Raw genomic sequence first — 14,916 nt, 5'->3', positions numbered from 1 at the left:
GCAACGGGAACCCAAAGAAGGATGTCACCATGAGTGCTCAAACAGGAAGTCCCCGCGCTGCCGGTGTGCCCCACACCGACAGCTATTATGCCAGCTCCGCCAACAACCATGCGCCGTGGCCGGAACTGACTGACAATATTGAGTGCGATGTCTGTATTGTCGGTGCCGGTTATACCGGCATTTCTTCCGCTTTATATCTGTGTGAAGCCGGTTACGACGTAGTGGTGCTCGAAGCCGCCCGCGTCGGCTGGGGCGCCAGCGGGCGAAACGGCGGACAGGTCGTTAATTCCTACAGCCGCGATATAGATGTGATTGAAGAACGTTACGGACGTCAGACCGCCGATATGCTCGGCAGCATGATGTTTGAAGGCGCGAATATTATCCGTCAGCGCATCGACCAGTACGCCATCGACTGCGACTATCGCCCCGGCTGTATTTTTGCCGCGCTCAGTGCGCGCCAGCTGACGAAATTGCGCGATCAGCAAAAGTTGTGGAATCGCTATGGTCATACCGAACTGCGGCTGCTGGATGAAACTGCCGTACGCCGCGAGATCGCCACCGACCGTTATGTCGGCGGCCTGCTGGATAAAAACGGCGGTCATCTTCACCCGCTGAATCTGGTGCTGGGCGAGGCCGAAGCGGTGCGCCGTCATGGCGGGCGTATTTTTGAAGGCTCGGCAGTGACGCGTATTGACCACGGCGAACCGGCATTAGTGCATACCGCGAAAGGTCAGGTAAAAGCCAAATATGTGATTCTGGCGGGCAACGCTTATCTGAGTCAGCAGCTGGCGCCGCGCCTCACGCGCCTCAGCATGCCGTGCGGCTCGCAGATTGTGGCGACGGAACCGCTGTCGGATGACATGGCGTTATCGCTTTTGCCAAACAATTACTGTGTGGAAGACTGTAATTACCTGCTCGATTATTTCCGCCTGACCGCGGACAACCGCATGTTGTACGGCGGCGGCGTGACCTACGGCGGCAAAAATCCGCCGAATATCGATTCGGTGATCTTGCCCAAGCTCAACCGCACCTTCCCGCAGCTAAAAGGCGTGAAGATAGATTACCGCTGGGGCGGCAATTTCCTGCTGACGTTATCGCGCCTGCCGCAGTTTGGCCGGCTGGAAAACAACATCTATTACATGCAGGGAGACAGCGGGCACGGCGTGACGCTGACGCATCTGGCCGGGAAGCTCATCACCGAAATGCTGCGCGGCGACGCCGAACGTTTCGATGCGTTCGCCCGTCTGCCGCACATGCCGTTCTTCGGTGGCCGCAACTTCCAGGTGCCGTTTACCATGCTCGGCGCGGCGTACTATTCGCTGCGCGATCGTTTAGGCGTGTAACCCTGTTCCCCGCAGATTACCTGCGGGGAACAGCGAATATTCAGCCTTTGCCCGCAACCGGAAAGTCACTGTCAGTGCCCACTTCGGGCAACTCATTCAGATCTGGCTCGATCCCCTGCGAAATGTAATCTTTTGCGGCTATCGACTGCTCATTGCCCGCCGCATCGCGGATCAGCACATGTTTGATCGCCCCGTCTTTCATCACCTCGCGGTGTACACCGGTATATTCACTCATTGTGGTTTCCTTTTTTATGAACTTCGCATAGATATCGCTCATCTTTAAGCATAGTTTTTTATTCTTAACTGCAACTAATAAAAATCTTAAATGAGCCCAGCAACGCGCTCATTTTCCTGATAAATTAGGGGGATTGTCACTGATGACGACACCGCACGCCCCCGCACCACTCATGCCTTACAAGGAGAACGCTCTTGGACGCCAGCACGATTAATACTCTTTTCTTTATTGGCGCCCTGTTAGTCGCAGCGAGCATTTTGCTCAGTTCGTTCTCTTCTAAGCTTGGCATCCCTATTTTGGTCATTTTCCTCGCCATCGGTATGCTGGCGGGCGTAGACGGAATTGGCGGCATTGCGTTTGATAATTACCCCGCCGCCTATCTGGTCAGTAACCTGGCGCTGGCCGTCATTTTGCTCGACGGCGGGATGCGTACCCGCGCCTCTTCCTTTCGCGTTGCGCTGTGGCCCGCACTGTCTCTGGCGACCGTCGGTGTCCTGATTACTGCCGGTCTGACCGGGCTGGCTGCCGCGTGGCTGTTCAATATCAACCTGATGCAGGGTTTGCTGATTGGCGCGATTATCGGCTCAACCGATGCGGCGGCGGTGTTCTCACTTATCGGCGGTAAAGGCCTGAACGAACGTGTCAGCGCCACGCTGGAAATTGAATCCGGCAGCAACGACCCGATGGCGGTATTCCTGACCATCACCCTGATTGACATGATTTCCAAAGGCCAGCACGGCCTGAGCCTGATGTTTGTGGTGGATGTGGTGCGCCAGTTCGGCCTCGGCATTGTGTTTGGTGTCGGCGGTGGCTGGTTGCTGCACAAGCTGATTAATAAGATTACGCTGGCGGCCGGGCTGTATCCGTTACTGGCGTTCAGCGGCGGTTTGCTGGTTTACGCCGCCACCATGGCGCTGGAAGGCAGCGGCATTCTGGCGGTGTATCTGTGCGGCCTGATGCTCGGCAATATGCCGATCCGCAACCGTCACGGCATTTTGCAGACCTTCGACGGACTGGCGTGGCTCAGCCAGATTGGCATGTTCCTGGTGCTCGGTTTGCTGCTGACGCCGAGCGATCTGCTGCCAATTGCTATCGCGGCGCTGGCGTTGTCACTGTGGATGATCCTGCTGGCACGTCCGCTGTCGGTGTTTGTCAGCCTGATCCCGTTCAAAAACTTTACCCTGCGCGAACGCGTCTTTATTTCGTGGGTCGGCCTGCGTGGCGCGGTACCTATCATTCTGGCGGTGTTCCCGATGATGGCCGGACTGCCTAACGCCACGCTGTATTTCAACGTCGCGTTCTTTATCGTGCTGGTTTCCCTGCTGCTTCAGGGTACGTCGCTGGGCTTTGCGGCGAAGAAAGCCAAAGTACTGGTGCCACCGCAGCCGACGCCGGTTTCCCGCGTCGGGCTGGATATCGACGTGTATAACGACTGGGAACAATTTATCTATCAGCTGGGCTCCGACAAATGGTGCGTCGGGGCGGCGTTGCGTGACCTGCAAATGCCAAAAGCGACGCGGATTGCGGCATTATTCCGTGGCAAAGAAATGCTGCATCCGACCGGCAGTACGCGGCTCAAAGAAGGCGATATTCTGTGCGTGATCGGCCAGGAAAAGGATCTGCCGGAACTGGGTAAACTGTTCAGCGACAGCAATAAAGTGGTGCTGGATGACCGCTTCTTCGGTGACTTTATCTTGCAGGCAGATGCGCCGCTGGATGCGATTTCACAGCTTTATGGTCTGAATCTGGAAGAGACGGTGGATCAGTCGCAAACGCTGGGACATTTTGTGATCAGGCTGCTCGGTGGTGAACCGGTTATCGGTGACCATATCGAATGGGACGGGCTGACGTGGACGATCGCAGAAATGGACGGGAATCAGGTGAGTAAAGTCGGCGTGAGGATTGTGACGCAGAAGGCTTGATGATTTAACGCCTTCCCCTCTCACGAGGGGAAAGCGTTAATTGAATTACTGACCAGCCTGCGGGTCTTTATCGTAGTCTGAACAGGACTGATAACCCTTATTCATGACATGACCGGTGTCGTTATAGCTAACGAAGTAGGTCTGAGCTTTGCCATCACGCGGAGCAACCGCATAAGTCTGGCAAGTCCCTTTAGCATGGATAAGCGTGGCTTCAGTCGATGGTGGCCCTGCAATTGCACGAACCTGAGATTTGGTCATACCGACTTTAACGTCGCTGACGACAGGCTCTTTAACGTAGCTTGCTGCGCGATCGTAAGTCTGACACCCTGCCAATACAGAAACAGCTGTAGCAACCACAAGTAACATTTTCTTATTCATAAACTTCTCCTCCTGAGTACTTTTTGTATTGTTAAGCATAGAGGACATAAAGGATTTCGCCAGCCAATATGACTTTTATATGTTGATTGCTACATATTTTAAGTTTTTTCTGATAACCGTCTTCCTCCCGCAACCCTTCTCTCTCAAATGTTTTTATGTTTCCAAAAAGAGGATTTTCAGGTTCTTTTGTTCTATACATGAAAGAGGTAAGCCATTGATTGCGCGATAAGGAGCCCTGCCTGATGCTGTTGGATCGACGCCGGTTTGTTACTTTGCTGGGCGTGCTCGCCCTGATACCGATGCCACGTATGGCCTTCGCGACTGCCAGAGAGGTTGCTATGGATACACTGCTGATTAATAAACCCGACGGCGGTGTGCCGAATAACGCATTGCCGGTGCTGATTTATCACCGCGTCATTCCCCCCGATACCTCTGATAATGCGGAATACCTCGAACACCTTTTCCGTACCAACGGCTGGCCGCCGCAGTGGCGCTATCCGGTGTATACCTTTACGCATTTTCACTCCAACACTCATGAAGCGCTGGGTGTTTATGCCGGTAGCGCAAAGCTGCAACTCGGCGGCGAGCACGGAAAAATTATTGAGGTAAACGTAGGGGATGTGTTGTTGCTTCCGGCCGGGATCGGCCATAAACAGATTTCAGCCGATGAAGATTTCATGCTGGTCGGCGCGTATCCGCCGGATGTGAAAGCTGACCTTTGTCATGACGAACTGCCACAACTCGCAGCACGCACCAAAGCGGTAAATGCCGTGCCGCTGCCCGCTACGGATCCGGTGACCGGACACACTGAAGGCAGCATGCTGGTGTGGCATCAGAAATAAAGATTGATTACGCCGCCGTCAGGGCAAACCGCGCGACGGCCTTTTCCAGACGCTGCGACTGATCCAGTAACTGCTGGGAAGACGCCGCCGCGTGATCGGCCAGTTTGCCGTTTTGCAGCGTCACATGATTAAGTGCGGTGATGCGTTCGGAGACATCGTGAACACTTTGCCCCTGATACAACGTCGCCTCTGAAATCTCACTGACCAGCGCACTCAGACCGTTGAAGATATGGATAATCTCCTCCAGGCTCTGACTGAGCACCGTCACAGACGCCGAACCACGGCCAATCTGCTGCACGGAATCATCAATCAGCTGATGGATACCCCGCGTTGAATGGCTGCTCTTTTGCGCCAGCAGGCCGATTTCTTTCGCCACCACCGCAAAGCCGCGTCCGTGCTGACCGGCGTGCGCCGCTTCAATCGCCGCATTCAGCGCCAGAATATTGGTCTGGAATGCCACGCTGTCAATCATAGAAACAATACTGCTCATTTCCGAGGACTGGCTGACAATCTCCTTCATCGCCGTGTCCACCTGCCCCATCACTTCGCCGCCGCGGGTCGCTACGCCTTTCGCCTGTTCGGCCTGTCGGGTGGCCTGCCGGGCATGGGCGGCATTTTCTTTCACGCGCTCATTGAGGTGAGTGATGTGTTCGGTGGCAGCTCGCAGTTCCCCGCTTTGAATCGCCGCCTGCGCCGACAATTCCTCGTTGCCTTTTGCCATCTGATCAATGTTCAGCATGATATGCGCCGAGGCGTCACGGACTTCGCTGACCAGTTTTTGCAGGCCGCGCTGCATATTGCGCAGGCTGACACCCAGTTCACGGACTTCGATCACCCGCGCATTATCGTCTTCGACATCCCGCGATAAATCCCCGGCAGCCAGCACGCTGATGTGCCCGATCATGCGTTGCAGCGGTCGGATAATCCACGCAGACACACCGCGCCAGACCAGCACTGCGATCACCGCCAGAATCATCAGCGCGCCCATAAACAGGGTTTTCGCCTGTGACAACGCATTCAGCAATCTGTCGCTGAGCGACACCGCCGTGTGCTCGTTAACGTCCAGATAAGCATAATATTTCTGGCTGAAGTCATCCTGAAACGCCTGGATCGGCACTTCAAAGAAGGAATCGATATTGTTGTTCTTTTGCAGGCCACCCGCCTGTTCGCGCAGACCGTCATAAAACATCTGGTAGCTGGCTTTCAGCTCCGTCGCGGCCTGATTGCCGTCTTTGGTCATCTCCTGAAACTGCGTGAAGGCTTTCTGCGATGCGGTCAGTGAGCCGAGCGATTCTTCCATCAGGCTGTTCCAGCTGCCGACCGAGCCGGTTTCTTTATCCTGCATGTAATAAATGCCAGCACGGTTGAGTTTGTCACTGGCCATCAGCAATTCCATGCGGGCTTTATCCATCACGGCTTGTTGCTGACGCAAACTTTCGGTGGCGATCACGTTGTTTCGCGCATCCTGAAGGATTTTGGTGAGCACGACAGTGGAGAAAATCTGCAAAGCAGAAAACAGGGCGATAACACAAATTACCCCAAAAAGTATTCCCCGTGGACGTCTGAAGAAAGCAGATCGAAACAATCTGTTGAATGGCATCTTACCAGTAAGTGAGCGAGTGGTTAAAATCATGATTATTCTGCATTATTTAAACAGGAAGCAGAATTTTACGCGCGGGAAATGACAGAAATATTTCAATAAATTGTCCGACTTCCGGTAATACCCTAAATAATTGAAGCTGCAGCTTTAAGTATGACGGGTATTATTTGGGAAAGATCCAGACATGCTGTTCGGGTAGCTTCAGGTGGCAGTGCTGCGGATCTCGCACATCGGTGCCATACGCACGAATGACAAAATCATCGCCAGCCGTGCGGAACAGATATTCCCAGCGATCACCGAGATACATGCTGGTCAGCAACGGTAATTCCAGCTGATTCTCGCCCGGTCCGTCCGCCAGCACCACGCGTTCGACGCGGATCACTGCCGTGCCCTCCTGCCCGGCCTGCACGCCCTCTCCCGCCTGTCCCCACAGCACCCAGCCGCTGCCTTCGATGCGCGCTTTGCCGTCGCGCACTTCGGTGACTTTGCCGTGCAGACGGTTGTTGCTGCCCATAAACTCTGCGGTAAACAGTGTTTTCGGCGAGCCGTACATTTCCTGCGGCGTGCCCTGTTGTTCGATTTTGCCGTTATTGAGCAGCAGAATGCGGTCTGAAATCGCCATCGCTTCGTTCTGGTCGTGCGTCACCATCAGCGCCGACAGCCCCAGTTTGATGATCAGTTCGCGCAGGAACACGCGCGCTTCTTCACGCAATTTGGCGTCGAGGTTCGACAGCGGCTCATCAAGCAAAATTACCGGCGGGTTGTACACCAGCGCACGGCCAATCGCCACACGCTGTTGCTGACCACCGGAAAGCTGATGCGGATGGCGTTTGCCCAGATGTCCGAGGCCGAGCTGGTTCAGAACATCCTGCACACGCCGGGTGATTTCACCGGCAGAAACTTTGCGCAGTTTCAGCGGATACGCCACGTTCTCGAATACTGTTTTGTGCGGCCACAGGGCGTAAGACTGGAATACCAGCCCGAGATTGCGTTCTTCGGCCGGAATTTCGCTGCGCGGAGTGCCGTCGTAAACTTTATTTTTGCCGATAACGATGGTGCCTTTGACTGGTTTTTCCAGTCCGGCGACCGCACGCAATAAAGTGGTTTTTCCGCTGCCGGAAGGTCCGAGCAGTGATACCACTTCACCACGTTTCAGATCCATCGAAACGCCTTTTAACACCGGATTGTCGCCGTAGGTTAAGTGCAGATTGTCGACCGATAATTCAATCATGTAATTTGACTCCAAAACGAAGGGCAATACCCAGACCTAACACCACCAGCAGGATGTTAATAAAGGAGAGCGCGGCCACAATATCAATGGCGCCCGCCGCCCACAGGGAAACCAGCATCGAGCCGATGGTTTCCGTACCTGGCGAAAGCAGATACACACCGGTGGAATATTCGCGCTCGAAAATCAGGAACATCAGCAGCCACGAGCCAATCAGACCGTAACGCGACAGCGGAATGGTGACATGACGGGTGATCTGCCCGCGGGTTGCGCCGGTACTGCGCGCCGCTTCTTCCAGTTCCGGCCCGACCTGCAACAGCGTCGAGGAAATCAGCCGCAGACCATACGCCATCCACACCACGGTATACGCCAGCCAGACGCTAAAAATCGTGCTGCGCAGCGATCGCAGCCAGACCACCAGGTTATCGCGCAGCCACTGCGACCATGGCATACCCGAAAGCCAGCCGGATTTGAGCGCGTTATCCAGCCACATCGGCAGGAACAGGAACACCCACAGGAAGGCCAGACCGGCCAGCAGCCCCGGCACCGCACGCGGCACCAGCACGCTGTAATCGAGGAAACGGGTGACGCCGTCCGGTTTACGGTGCATCGCGATGCCGATAAACAGATAACAGGCCACCGCCAGCGCGCCGCCGATAACACCAATGGCCATGGAGTTGACGATCGCACGCAGCAGGTTCGGCTGTTCCCAGATGGTGCGGAAAGTATTAAGCGACAGTTCGTCCCAGATGGAGACACCGACGCCCCAGTTGGAGATAAACGCCCGCAGCATCACGCCAATCAGCGGAACGCCGATAGTGACCGTCAGCCAGAACGCCACTACGGCACCGGCCACCCAGCGCCATTTGCCGAGCGGCAAGGCACGCGCCTGCGACGCTTTTCCTTTGACCGTGACGAAACGGTTGGCGGTACGCATCAGGCGGCGCTGCAACATGACCAGCGGAATAGTGATACAAATTAGCACCACGGCGACGGCAGCCATCAGATGATAAGACGGCGTGCCGAGTTTGTTGGTCAGCTGATACAGATAGGTCGCCAGCACCATGTTGCCTTCCGGGTCGCCGAGCACCAGCATCAGACCGAACACTTCCAGCCCGAGGAAGAACAGCAACACGGTGGCGTACAGAATCGACGGGCGCACCATCGGCAGACTGACCGCAGTCATCACCTGCAACGGCGAAGCACCGGCGGTTCGCGCGGCCTCTTCAACATCCGACCCGACGCTGCGCAGCGCCGAGGAGATATACAGGTACGCGTGCGGAACGTGTGTCAGACCGGCGATCACCACGATGCTCGACATGTCGTAAATGTTCCACGGGACGAAACCAAGAATAGCCTGCGCCCACAGCGAGAAGAACCCGACCGGACCGGCAGCCACTACGTAGCCGAAACCTAATACCATCGGCGAGACGAAAATCGGCACCAGGATCAGCGGTTCAATCACGCGTCTGCCCGGTAAATCCGTACGCACCATCAGGAACGCCAGGATACCGCCGAGCGGAATCGCGATCACCACCAGCCCGAAAGCCAGAATAAAACCGCTTTTCAGTGCCTTGTAGAAATCCGGATCGGTAAAGATGAATCCAAAAGATTCGAGGCTCCATTCTTTTGATGGGGAAAAGAACGGCGCGGAGAGGAAACTTTGTATCACGATGAACGACAACGGGATGTAGATAACCAGCGCCGTTATCAACACCACAATGCCGCGCGGCAGGCTCTGCCACTTTCTGCGCAATGCATTCATGTTACTTCCCTTCGGTTAGAAACAAGGAGAGCGAAATCAGGCAGGAAAAAGGAAGCGCGACAGAAAGTGACGCGCTTCGATATGCCACTACTTGGCAGCAGCGGTACGCCATTGTTTGATGTAATCCAGGCGTTTTTTCTGTTGCAGGTATTCCAGCAGGGTTTCATCGACCGGGATTGGCTTGAGCGCATTGCCTAACATTTTGGTCATGCCGTCGATGTCGTTTTTGCCTTCGATATCGTTGCGGATGGACGGAATGTCAGCCTGATTGGCCAGAATGCTCTGCCCTTTCTCTGACAAGACGTAGTCCAGCCACAGTTTGGCAGCATTGCTGTTTTTCGATTCCTGGCTGATGAAAGACACGCGGGAAAGTACCAGGGTGTAATCCTTCGGATAGGAAATCCCCAGCGACGGATCCGTTTTGGCGCGGGCTTCTGCGTAAGATCCGAGAATGTTGAAGCCGATCAGGTTTTCGCCGGAAGAAACGCGTTCCATCATGGTGCCGGTGGAAGACTGCACCGCTAAGCCGCCTTTGGCGACGTCAGCCAGCGTTTTGAAATAATTCGGATCGGCTTTGAAATCTTGTACCGACAACATGAAGCCGAGACCGGATTTCTCGATATCGTACGTGGTGACTTTTTTGTTGAATTTTTCGGTCTGGCTGGCGATCAGTTTTGCCAGCGCTGCATGTGAATCAGGCACATCACCGGCCGGGATCAGACGCTTATTGTAGATAAACACCACCGGCTCATAGGTCGTGCCGTAGGCTTTGTCTTTCCACATCGCCCATTTTGGTAACTGACCCTGTTCAGGGGATTTATATTCCTGCGCGTAGTCTGTCGCCAGTTTCAGCGCGGTATCCATGGAAGAACTCCAGACGACATCACCGCTGGTGCCGCCCGCCGCCTGCTCACTGATATAACGGTTGTACAGTTCGGTGCTGTTCATGTCGTTATATTCGACTTTGATACCCGGATAAGTCGCCTCGAAGCCCTGGATCAGCGGGCCTGCGGCTTTGGTGTCGGTGGTGGAATACACCACAACTTTGCCTTCTTTGGTCGCCGCATCGACGATTTTTTGATAGTCGGCCGGATAGCCCTGAGGTAATGCAGACATTGCAGAGGAAGACATCATTACAGCCACAGCAATCAGAGAGATACGTAATTTATTCGACATTATTGTTAACCTCTAGTTACATTTGGGAAACTAAAAATCAACATAACGCATAACATCGGACTGGCAATAGGGTAACGTTTTTATCTTCCCAATTTGTGATTCGGGGCGTTTTTTAGGCAATTAACACCATTAAAACCACGGCAAAAAATGCAAAACAGGCCACCTGAATGACCTGTTTTGAGGGTCAGAAAACGGGAGTTATTTAAAATATCCGGCGGTATCAATATCGGTCAGTAGATCCGGATGTACCGGTTTCCAGCCCAAAATATCGCGGGTGAACTGGCTGGACGTCGGGTTATTTAGCGAAGCAAAATGCGTGAACCAGCCAAAGTGTGCCGCCAGATCTTGCCCGTTTTTACTGACCACTGGCAGATTCAGGTGCTTACCAATCAGCGTGGCAATGTCGCGAAATGGTAAGCCTTCCTCTGAGTTCGCATGATATATCGCATTCTGCGCGCCCTTCTCCAGCGCCAGCACAAACAAACGCGCAGCATCAAAACGGTTTACTGCAGGCCACAGATTGTCACCATTCCCCGGATACGCTGATTCGCCTTTTTCGCGGGCCGTCGCAATAATCAGCGGCACAAATCCGTGATCACCCGCACCATGCACCGAGGGCGGCAGACGCACCAGTGAAACCCGCACGCCCTCCTCTGCCAGCTTAGCAACGGCAAGATCAGACGCCACACGCGGATTTTGTCCCTGCGGATCGGGTAAATCATTTTCTGTCGCCAGACGTCCGGTACTCACCAGCGCCGTGCCGGAGGTCACGATCAGTGGTTTTTTTGTGCCTTTTAACGCTGCGCCTAAAGCACCAATCGCCAGCCGGTCTTTTTCACAGTTTTCCAGAAACTTCGAAAAGTCATGAATAAACGCGGTGTGGATCACTCCGTCGGCCTGCGCTGCGCCGGACGTCAGACTGTGCAGATCTTCAATACTGCCGCGATGCACATCGGCACCCACGTCTGTCAGCGCCTGCGCCGAAGCATCAGAACGCGCTAAACCGAGCACCTGATGGCCTGCGCGCAGTAATTCCTGTACCACCGCAGAACCGACAAAACCTGTTGCACCTGTCACGAATACACGCATTGCGAATTCCTCTGTAATTGGCTAAATCTGCTGCTTTCGTAAAAGAATATAGGCGCTGGAGAAAAGACGATCTATGCGCTAATGTCCGTATTATCTTTGCAATCGTCCGGAGTCACTGATGGATCCTCTTTCAGATGTGTTGTCACTGCTGAAGCCGCGCAGTTATATGTCCAAAGGTTTTGAAGCCGGTGGCGAATGGTCGGTGCAATTCCCTGACCATTATCAGTCAATTAAATGCAACGCCATCATTACGGGTGAATGCTGGCTGGCTGTTGATGGCGTGCCCGCCGCAGTCCATCTCAAAGCAGGTGATTGTTTTGTGTTACCGGGCGGACGCCCGTTCAGGCTGGCGAGCGATCTGAATCTTCCGCCTGTCGACGCCGGGCCGATTTTCCAGCAGGCGCAGGATGGTGGGACTGTTTCCTGCAACGGCGGCAAAGATTTCTTTCTCACCGGCAGCCGTTTTGCAGTCAGCGGCGCAAACGCCTCAACCCTGCTGGCAATGTTGCCGCCAGTGGTGCATATCTCGAAAGAATCCGACAGGCAAAGTTTGCGCTGGGCAGTGGAATGTATGATGCAGGAACTGCGCGATGAGCGGCCTGGCGGATTGCTGATCGCGCAGCATATGGCGCACATGATGCTGGTGCAGGCGCTGCGGATGCACGTCGATAATTCACCGGCAGGTGAAACCAGTGGCTGGTTTGCGGCGCTGGCGGATAAGCAACTTTCCAGGGCACTGAATGCAATGCATGAGGATCCCGCAAACCGCTGGACGGTGCAGATGCTGGCTGAACGAGCGGGTATGTCGCGTTCGGTGTTTTCGCAGAAATTTAAGCAGGCCGTCGGCAGTGCGCCGCTGGAATACCTGACGCGCTGGCGGATGTTGCTGGCCGGAGACCGGCTGGCGAACGGTAAAGAACCGGTATCAGCTGTGGCGTTGTCGCTCGGGTACGAATCAGAAAGCGCGTTCAGTACGGCGTTCAAACGCACATTAGGATGTTCGCCGGGGAAGTACGGGCAGAAAGAAGAATCGGACGTAGAAAATACAGTAATTGCGGAATGAGTCGAATTTCAGACACAAAAAAAGCCGCTAATTGCTTAGCAGCTTTGATGTGTTGTTTATGGCGGAGGAGGAGAGATTCGAACTCTCGAATGGTTTCCCATCGCCGGTTTTCAAGACCGGTGCCTTCAGCCGCTCGGCCACCCCTCCGTAAACAACAAGCACTTCGCGACGTCAGTCGTTCAGTACGGGGCGTAGTATACAAGACCGAGGAAAAGATGCAATCATTATTTTCAGTCTAGTTTGTTGATTTTATGAGCATTTAAATTGTCTGCACAAAGTCGCGCATAAATCGCAGATACAAAAAAAGCCGCTAATCACTTAGCAGCTTTCTTGTGTTGTTTATGGCGGAGGAGAAGAGATTCGAACTCTTGAATGGTTTCCCATCGCCGGTTTTCAAGACCGGTGCCTTCAGCCGCTCGGCCACCCCTCCGCAACGAAGCGAACTATAAACAGTGCCGATCCTCTTGTAAAGTCAGATTCTGTTCGTTTGCCTGAAAAACAGGCACTCGGCTTGCAAGCGGCGATTTAAGCATCATTTCGGCGATTTTGAAGCCAGAAAACCGCGCCCTGCCCGCCCTGAGCAGGTAAAGAAGGGTAAAACGTCTTTAATGACGCTCCGCAACTACTTACACTGCAACCTGTTTGTATTTTCACCGACTCCAATTAGATACCCAAAATAATTTGGGTCGCAGGAAGGCGGCAAGAGAGGGAATCCCGATGAGCTTACACAGGTAAGTGATTCAGGTGACCGGGCGAAGCTAACGCATCTGCGACACAAAGTATGAAGGGCTTAAGTGAGAATTTTATTATGAACCGCATGGATCGTATCGTTGCATCTTCGTCATCATCACGCGCTGGCTCGTTGCTAAGCACGCACCGGGTGCTGCGTAATACTTATTTTCTGCTGGCGCTGACTTTGGGCGTTTCCGCAATTACTGCGACGGCAAGTACGGTTCTGAGATTGCCGTCCCCCGGTTTTCTGCTGACCCTCGTTGGCTTCTATGGCCTGATGTTCCTGACTTACCGCACAGCGAATAGCCCTGCGGGTATTTTGTCCGCTTTCGCGCTGACCGGCTTTATGGGTTATACGCTCGGCCCTTTGCTGAGCTCGCTGCTTTCGGTCGGTGCCGGTGACATTATTATGCTGGCACTGGGCGGTACCGCACTGGTGTTCTTCTGTTGTTCAGCCTACGTGCTGACCACGCGCAAAGACATGTCGTTCCTTTCCGGCATGATGATGGCAGGTTTTGTTGTGCTGCTGGTGGCGGTGATCGCTAACCTGTTCCTGCAAATTCCGGCGCTGTCGCTGGCAATCAGTTGCCTGTTTATTCTGTTCTCTGCGGGCGCGATTTTGTGGGAAACCAGCAACATTATTCATGGCGGCGAAACCAACTATATTCGCGCGACCGTGAGCCTGTATGTCTCGCTGTACAACATCTTTGTCAGCCTGCTGAGCATCCTGGGTCTGTCATCGCGTAACTGATGATACCGGATGGTCCTCTAAGCCCCGCCCTTGTGCGGGGCTTTTTATTTTGTCTGACCGGCATTTTTGATAAACTGACCGCCGCATTTTTACGGGTTTGAGGTTGTATGCTGCAGTTTGAAGGTCAGGTTATTGAAACCGACGCTCAGGGTTACCTGAAAAACAGTCAGGACTGGCAGGAAGGCATGGCGCCCCTGCTGGCGGAAGAAGAAGGGATCGCGCTTACCGACGCCCACTGGGAAGTCGTGCGCTTCGTGCGCGAGTTTTATCTCGAATTCAATACCTCGCCTGCCGTACGCATGCTGGTGAAAGCGATGGCGCAGAAATATGGCGAAGAGAAAGGCAACAGCCGCTATTTATTCCGGCTGTTCCCGAAAGGCCCGGCCAAACAGGCGACCAAAATTGCCGGCCTTCCCAAGCCGGTGAAGTGCCTGTAAAAGGCTTCAGTATTTGATTTTGAAATCACTGTAATGGCCGGGTGCGGTCGGCTCGCTGAGCACACGATCTACCCGTGCATGCTTCGGCCCACCCTGCCTCAACCAGGCCAGCAGCTGTTCTACCTTTTCCTGTTCGCCGCACGCCACCACTTCGACGCTGCCATCCTCAAGATTTTTTGCGTAACCGGTCAGACCTAAACCGGTGGCCTGATGTTGGGTCGCAAAACGAAAACCCACGCCCTGCACCATGCCGTACACATAGGCGGCTATACTGACTGTTGCCATAATTTTCTCTCCGTTAGCGGTATGGTTCGTTGCAATTTCACCTGCATGACCGGACAATGTCGCTCTTTTT

14 protein-coding genes and 2 tRNA genes are annotated in these 14,916 nt (G+C 54.2%); 6 read left to right on the top strand and 10 right to left on the bottom strand.

All coding sequences use genetic code 11. The features are described 5' to 3' along the window. The first annotated feature begins 29 nt into the window (after window positions 1–29). Entirely contained in the window at window positions 30–1,343 is a 1,314-nt protein-coding gene (locus tag ACM615_RS16035) for an NAD(P)/FAD-dependent oxidoreductase (protein WP_112291937.1), read from the top strand. Between the two features lie 40 nt (window positions 1,344–1,383). Here ACM615_RS16035 and ACM615_RS16030 read toward each other — a convergent pair whose 3' ends face one another. Next, the gene (locus ACM615_RS16030) at window positions 1,384–1,578 is read right to left on the bottom strand and encodes a hypothetical protein (protein ID WP_112291939.1); all 195 of its coding nucleotides are present in this window, start codon (window positions 1,576–1,578) and stop codon (window positions 1,384–1,386) included. A gap of 194 nt (window positions 1,579–1,772) precedes the next feature. Here ACM615_RS16030 and ACM615_RS16025 point away from each other — a divergent pair, with 194 nt between their 5' ends. Then, a complete protein-coding gene (locus ACM615_RS16025) occupies window positions 1,773–3,500 on the top strand; it encodes a potassium/proton antiporter (protein ID WP_112291941.1) in 1,728 nt (575 codons plus the stop codon). A gap of 45 nt (window positions 3,501–3,545) precedes the next feature. On the opposite strand, the gene osmE is transcribed toward ACM615_RS16025, so the two are convergent. Next, complete coding sequence (gene osmE / locus ACM615_RS16020; protein WP_112291944.1) at window positions 3,546–3,878, bottom strand: osmotically-inducible lipoprotein OsmE; 333 nt, start codon at window positions 3,876–3,878, stop codon at window positions 3,546–3,548. Window positions 3,879–4,120: 242 nt separating this feature from the next. On the opposite strand from osmE, the gene ACM615_RS16015 reads away from it, so the two are divergent. After that, window positions 4,121–4,720, top strand: a complete 600-nt coding sequence (locus tag ACM615_RS16015; protein ID WP_129638017.1) for a cupin — start codon at window positions 4,121–4,123, stop codon at window positions 4,718–4,720. A 7-nt stretch (window positions 4,721–4,727) separates the two neighbouring features. On the opposite strand, the gene ACM615_RS16010 is transcribed toward ACM615_RS16015, so the two are convergent. From ACM615_RS16010 to ACM615_RS15990, 5 genes are all read right to left on the bottom strand, one after another. Beyond that, window positions 4,728–6,320 carry a methyl-accepting chemotaxis protein gene (locus tag ACM615_RS16010; protein ID WP_431012179.1) on the bottom strand — a complete coding sequence of 531 codons (1,593 nt, stop codon included), beginning with the start codon at window positions 6,318–6,320 and terminating at the stop codon, window positions 4,728–4,730. 163 nt (window positions 6,321–6,483) lie between these two features. Beyond that, window positions 6,484–7,551, bottom strand: a complete 1,068-nt coding sequence (locus ACM615_RS16005; RefSeq protein ID WP_120161291.1) for an ABC transporter ATP-binding protein — start codon at window positions 7,549–7,551, stop codon at window positions 6,484–6,486. Further along, window positions 7,544–9,313 carry an ABC transporter permease gene (locus ACM615_RS16000; protein WP_013574892.1) on the bottom strand — a complete coding sequence of 590 codons (1,770 nt, stop codon included), beginning with the start codon at window positions 9,311–9,313 and terminating at the stop codon, window positions 7,544–7,546. Before ACM615_RS16000 ends, ACM615_RS16005 begins: the two co-directional genes overlap by 8 nt. An 87-nt stretch (window positions 9,314–9,400) precedes the next feature. Beyond that, window positions 9,401–10,489, bottom strand: a complete 1,089-nt coding sequence (locus ACM615_RS15995; RefSeq protein ID WP_132965279.1) for an ABC transporter substrate-binding protein — start codon at window positions 10,487–10,489, stop codon at window positions 9,401–9,403. Window positions 10,490–10,687: 198 nt separating this feature from the next. Continuing rightward, window positions 10,688–11,578 carry an SDR family oxidoreductase gene (locus tag ACM615_RS15990; protein WP_431012164.1) on the bottom strand — a complete coding sequence of 297 codons (891 nt, stop codon included), beginning with the start codon at window positions 11,576–11,578 and terminating at the stop codon, window positions 10,688–10,690. Window positions 11,579–11,696: 118 nt separating this feature from the next. Between ACM615_RS15990 and ACM615_RS15985 the strand changes: the two genes are divergently transcribed. Next, window positions 11,697–12,641 carry an AraC family transcriptional regulator gene (locus ACM615_RS15985; RefSeq protein ID WP_431012163.1) on the top strand — a complete coding sequence of 315 codons (945 nt, stop codon included), beginning with the start codon at window positions 11,697–11,699 and terminating at the stop codon, window positions 12,639–12,641. A 59-nt stretch (window positions 12,642–12,700) separates the two neighbouring features. On the opposite strand, the gene ACM615_RS15980 is transcribed toward ACM615_RS15985, so the two are convergent. After that, window positions 12,701–12,788 (bottom strand) — tRNA-Ser (locus ACM615_RS15980). Between the two features lie 195 nt (window positions 12,789–12,983). Further along, window positions 12,984–13,071: transfer RNA gene (locus tag ACM615_RS15975), tRNA-Ser, on the bottom strand. 387 nt (window positions 13,072–13,458) lie between these two features. On the opposite strand from ACM615_RS15975, the gene yccA reads away from it, so the two are divergent. Together yccA and tusE are read left to right on the top strand one after the other, a co-directional pair. After that, window positions 13,459–14,124 carry an FtsH protease modulator YccA gene (gene yccA / locus ACM615_RS15970; RefSeq protein WP_112287404.1) on the top strand — a complete coding sequence of 222 codons (666 nt, stop codon included), beginning with the start codon at window positions 13,459–13,461 and terminating at the stop codon, window positions 14,122–14,124. Between the two features lie 107 nt (window positions 14,125–14,231). Further along, window positions 14,232–14,561, top strand: a complete 330-nt coding sequence (tusE, locus tag ACM615_RS15965) for a sulfurtransferase TusE (protein WP_112287395.1) — start codon at window positions 14,232–14,234, stop codon at window positions 14,559–14,561. Window positions 14,562–14,567: 6 nt separating this feature from the next. Here tusE and yccX read toward each other — a convergent pair whose 3' ends face one another. Further along, window positions 14,568–14,846 (bottom strand): acylphosphatase, encoded by a 279-nt coding sequence (gene yccX / locus ACM615_RS15960; RefSeq protein ID WP_431012162.1) that lies wholly within the window; start codon window positions 14,844–14,846, stop codon window positions 14,568–14,570. Window positions 14,847–14,916 lie beyond the last annotated feature (70 nt).

The sequence above is a fragment of the Rahnella sp. PAMC25617 genome (genome assembly GCF_050606005.1).
GTDB classification, from domain to species: domain Bacteria; phylum Pseudomonadota; class Gammaproteobacteria; order Enterobacterales; family Enterobacteriaceae; genus Rahnella; species Rahnella variigena.
The sequence above is the reverse complement of the archived record's forward strand: the minus strand, read 5'-3'. Positions and strand labels throughout refer to the sequence as shown.

Excerpts from the sequence above, each read along its gene's own strand:
- ACM615_RS16035 (WP_112291937.1), top strand. The coding sequence starts at position 30 with ATGAGTGCTCAAACAGGAAGTCCCCGCGCTGCCGGTGTGCCCCACACC.
- ACM615_RS16030 (WP_112291939.1), bottom strand. The coding sequence starts at position 1,578 with ATGAGTGAATATACCGGTGTACACCGCGAGGTGATGAAAGACGGGGCG.
- osmE (WP_112291944.1), bottom strand. The coding sequence starts at position 3,878 with ATGAATAAGAAAATGTTACTTGTGGTTGCTACAGCTGTTTCTGTATTG.
- ACM615_RS16015 (WP_129638017.1), top strand. The coding sequence starts at position 4,121 with ATGCTGTTGGATCGACGCCGGTTTGTTACTTTGCTGGGCGTGCTCGCC.
- ACM615_RS16010 (WP_431012179.1), bottom strand. The coding sequence starts at position 6,320 with ATGCCATTCAACAGATTGTTTCGATCTGCTTTCTTCAGACGTCCACGG.
- ACM615_RS16005 (WP_120161291.1), bottom strand. The coding sequence starts at position 7,551 with ATGATTGAATTATCGGTCGACAATCTGCACTTAACCTACGGCGACAAT.
- ACM615_RS16000 (WP_013574892.1), bottom strand. The coding sequence starts at position 9,313 with ATGAATGCATTGCGCAGAAAGTGGCAGAGCCTGCCGCGCGGCATTGTG.
- ACM615_RS15995 (WP_132965279.1), bottom strand. The coding sequence starts at position 10,489 with ATGTCGAATAAATTACGTATCTCTCTGATTGCTGTGGCTGTAATGATG.
- ACM615_RS15990 (WP_431012164.1), bottom strand. The coding sequence starts at position 11,578 with ATGCGTGTATTCGTGACAGGTGCAACAGGTTTTGTCGGTTCTGCGGTG.
- ACM615_RS15985 (WP_431012163.1), top strand. The coding sequence starts at position 11,697 with ATGGATCCTCTTTCAGATGTGTTGTCACTGCTGAAGCCGCGCAGTTAT.
- yccA (WP_112287404.1), top strand. The coding sequence starts at position 13,459 with ATGGATCGTATCGTTGCATCTTCGTCATCATCACGCGCTGGCTCGTTG.
- tusE (WP_112287395.1), top strand. The coding sequence starts at position 14,232 with ATGCTGCAGTTTGAAGGTCAGGTTATTGAAACCGACGCTCAGGGTTAC.
- yccX (WP_431012162.1), bottom strand. The coding sequence starts at position 14,846 with ATGGCAACAGTCAGTATAGCCGCCTATGTGTACGGCATGGTGCAGGGC.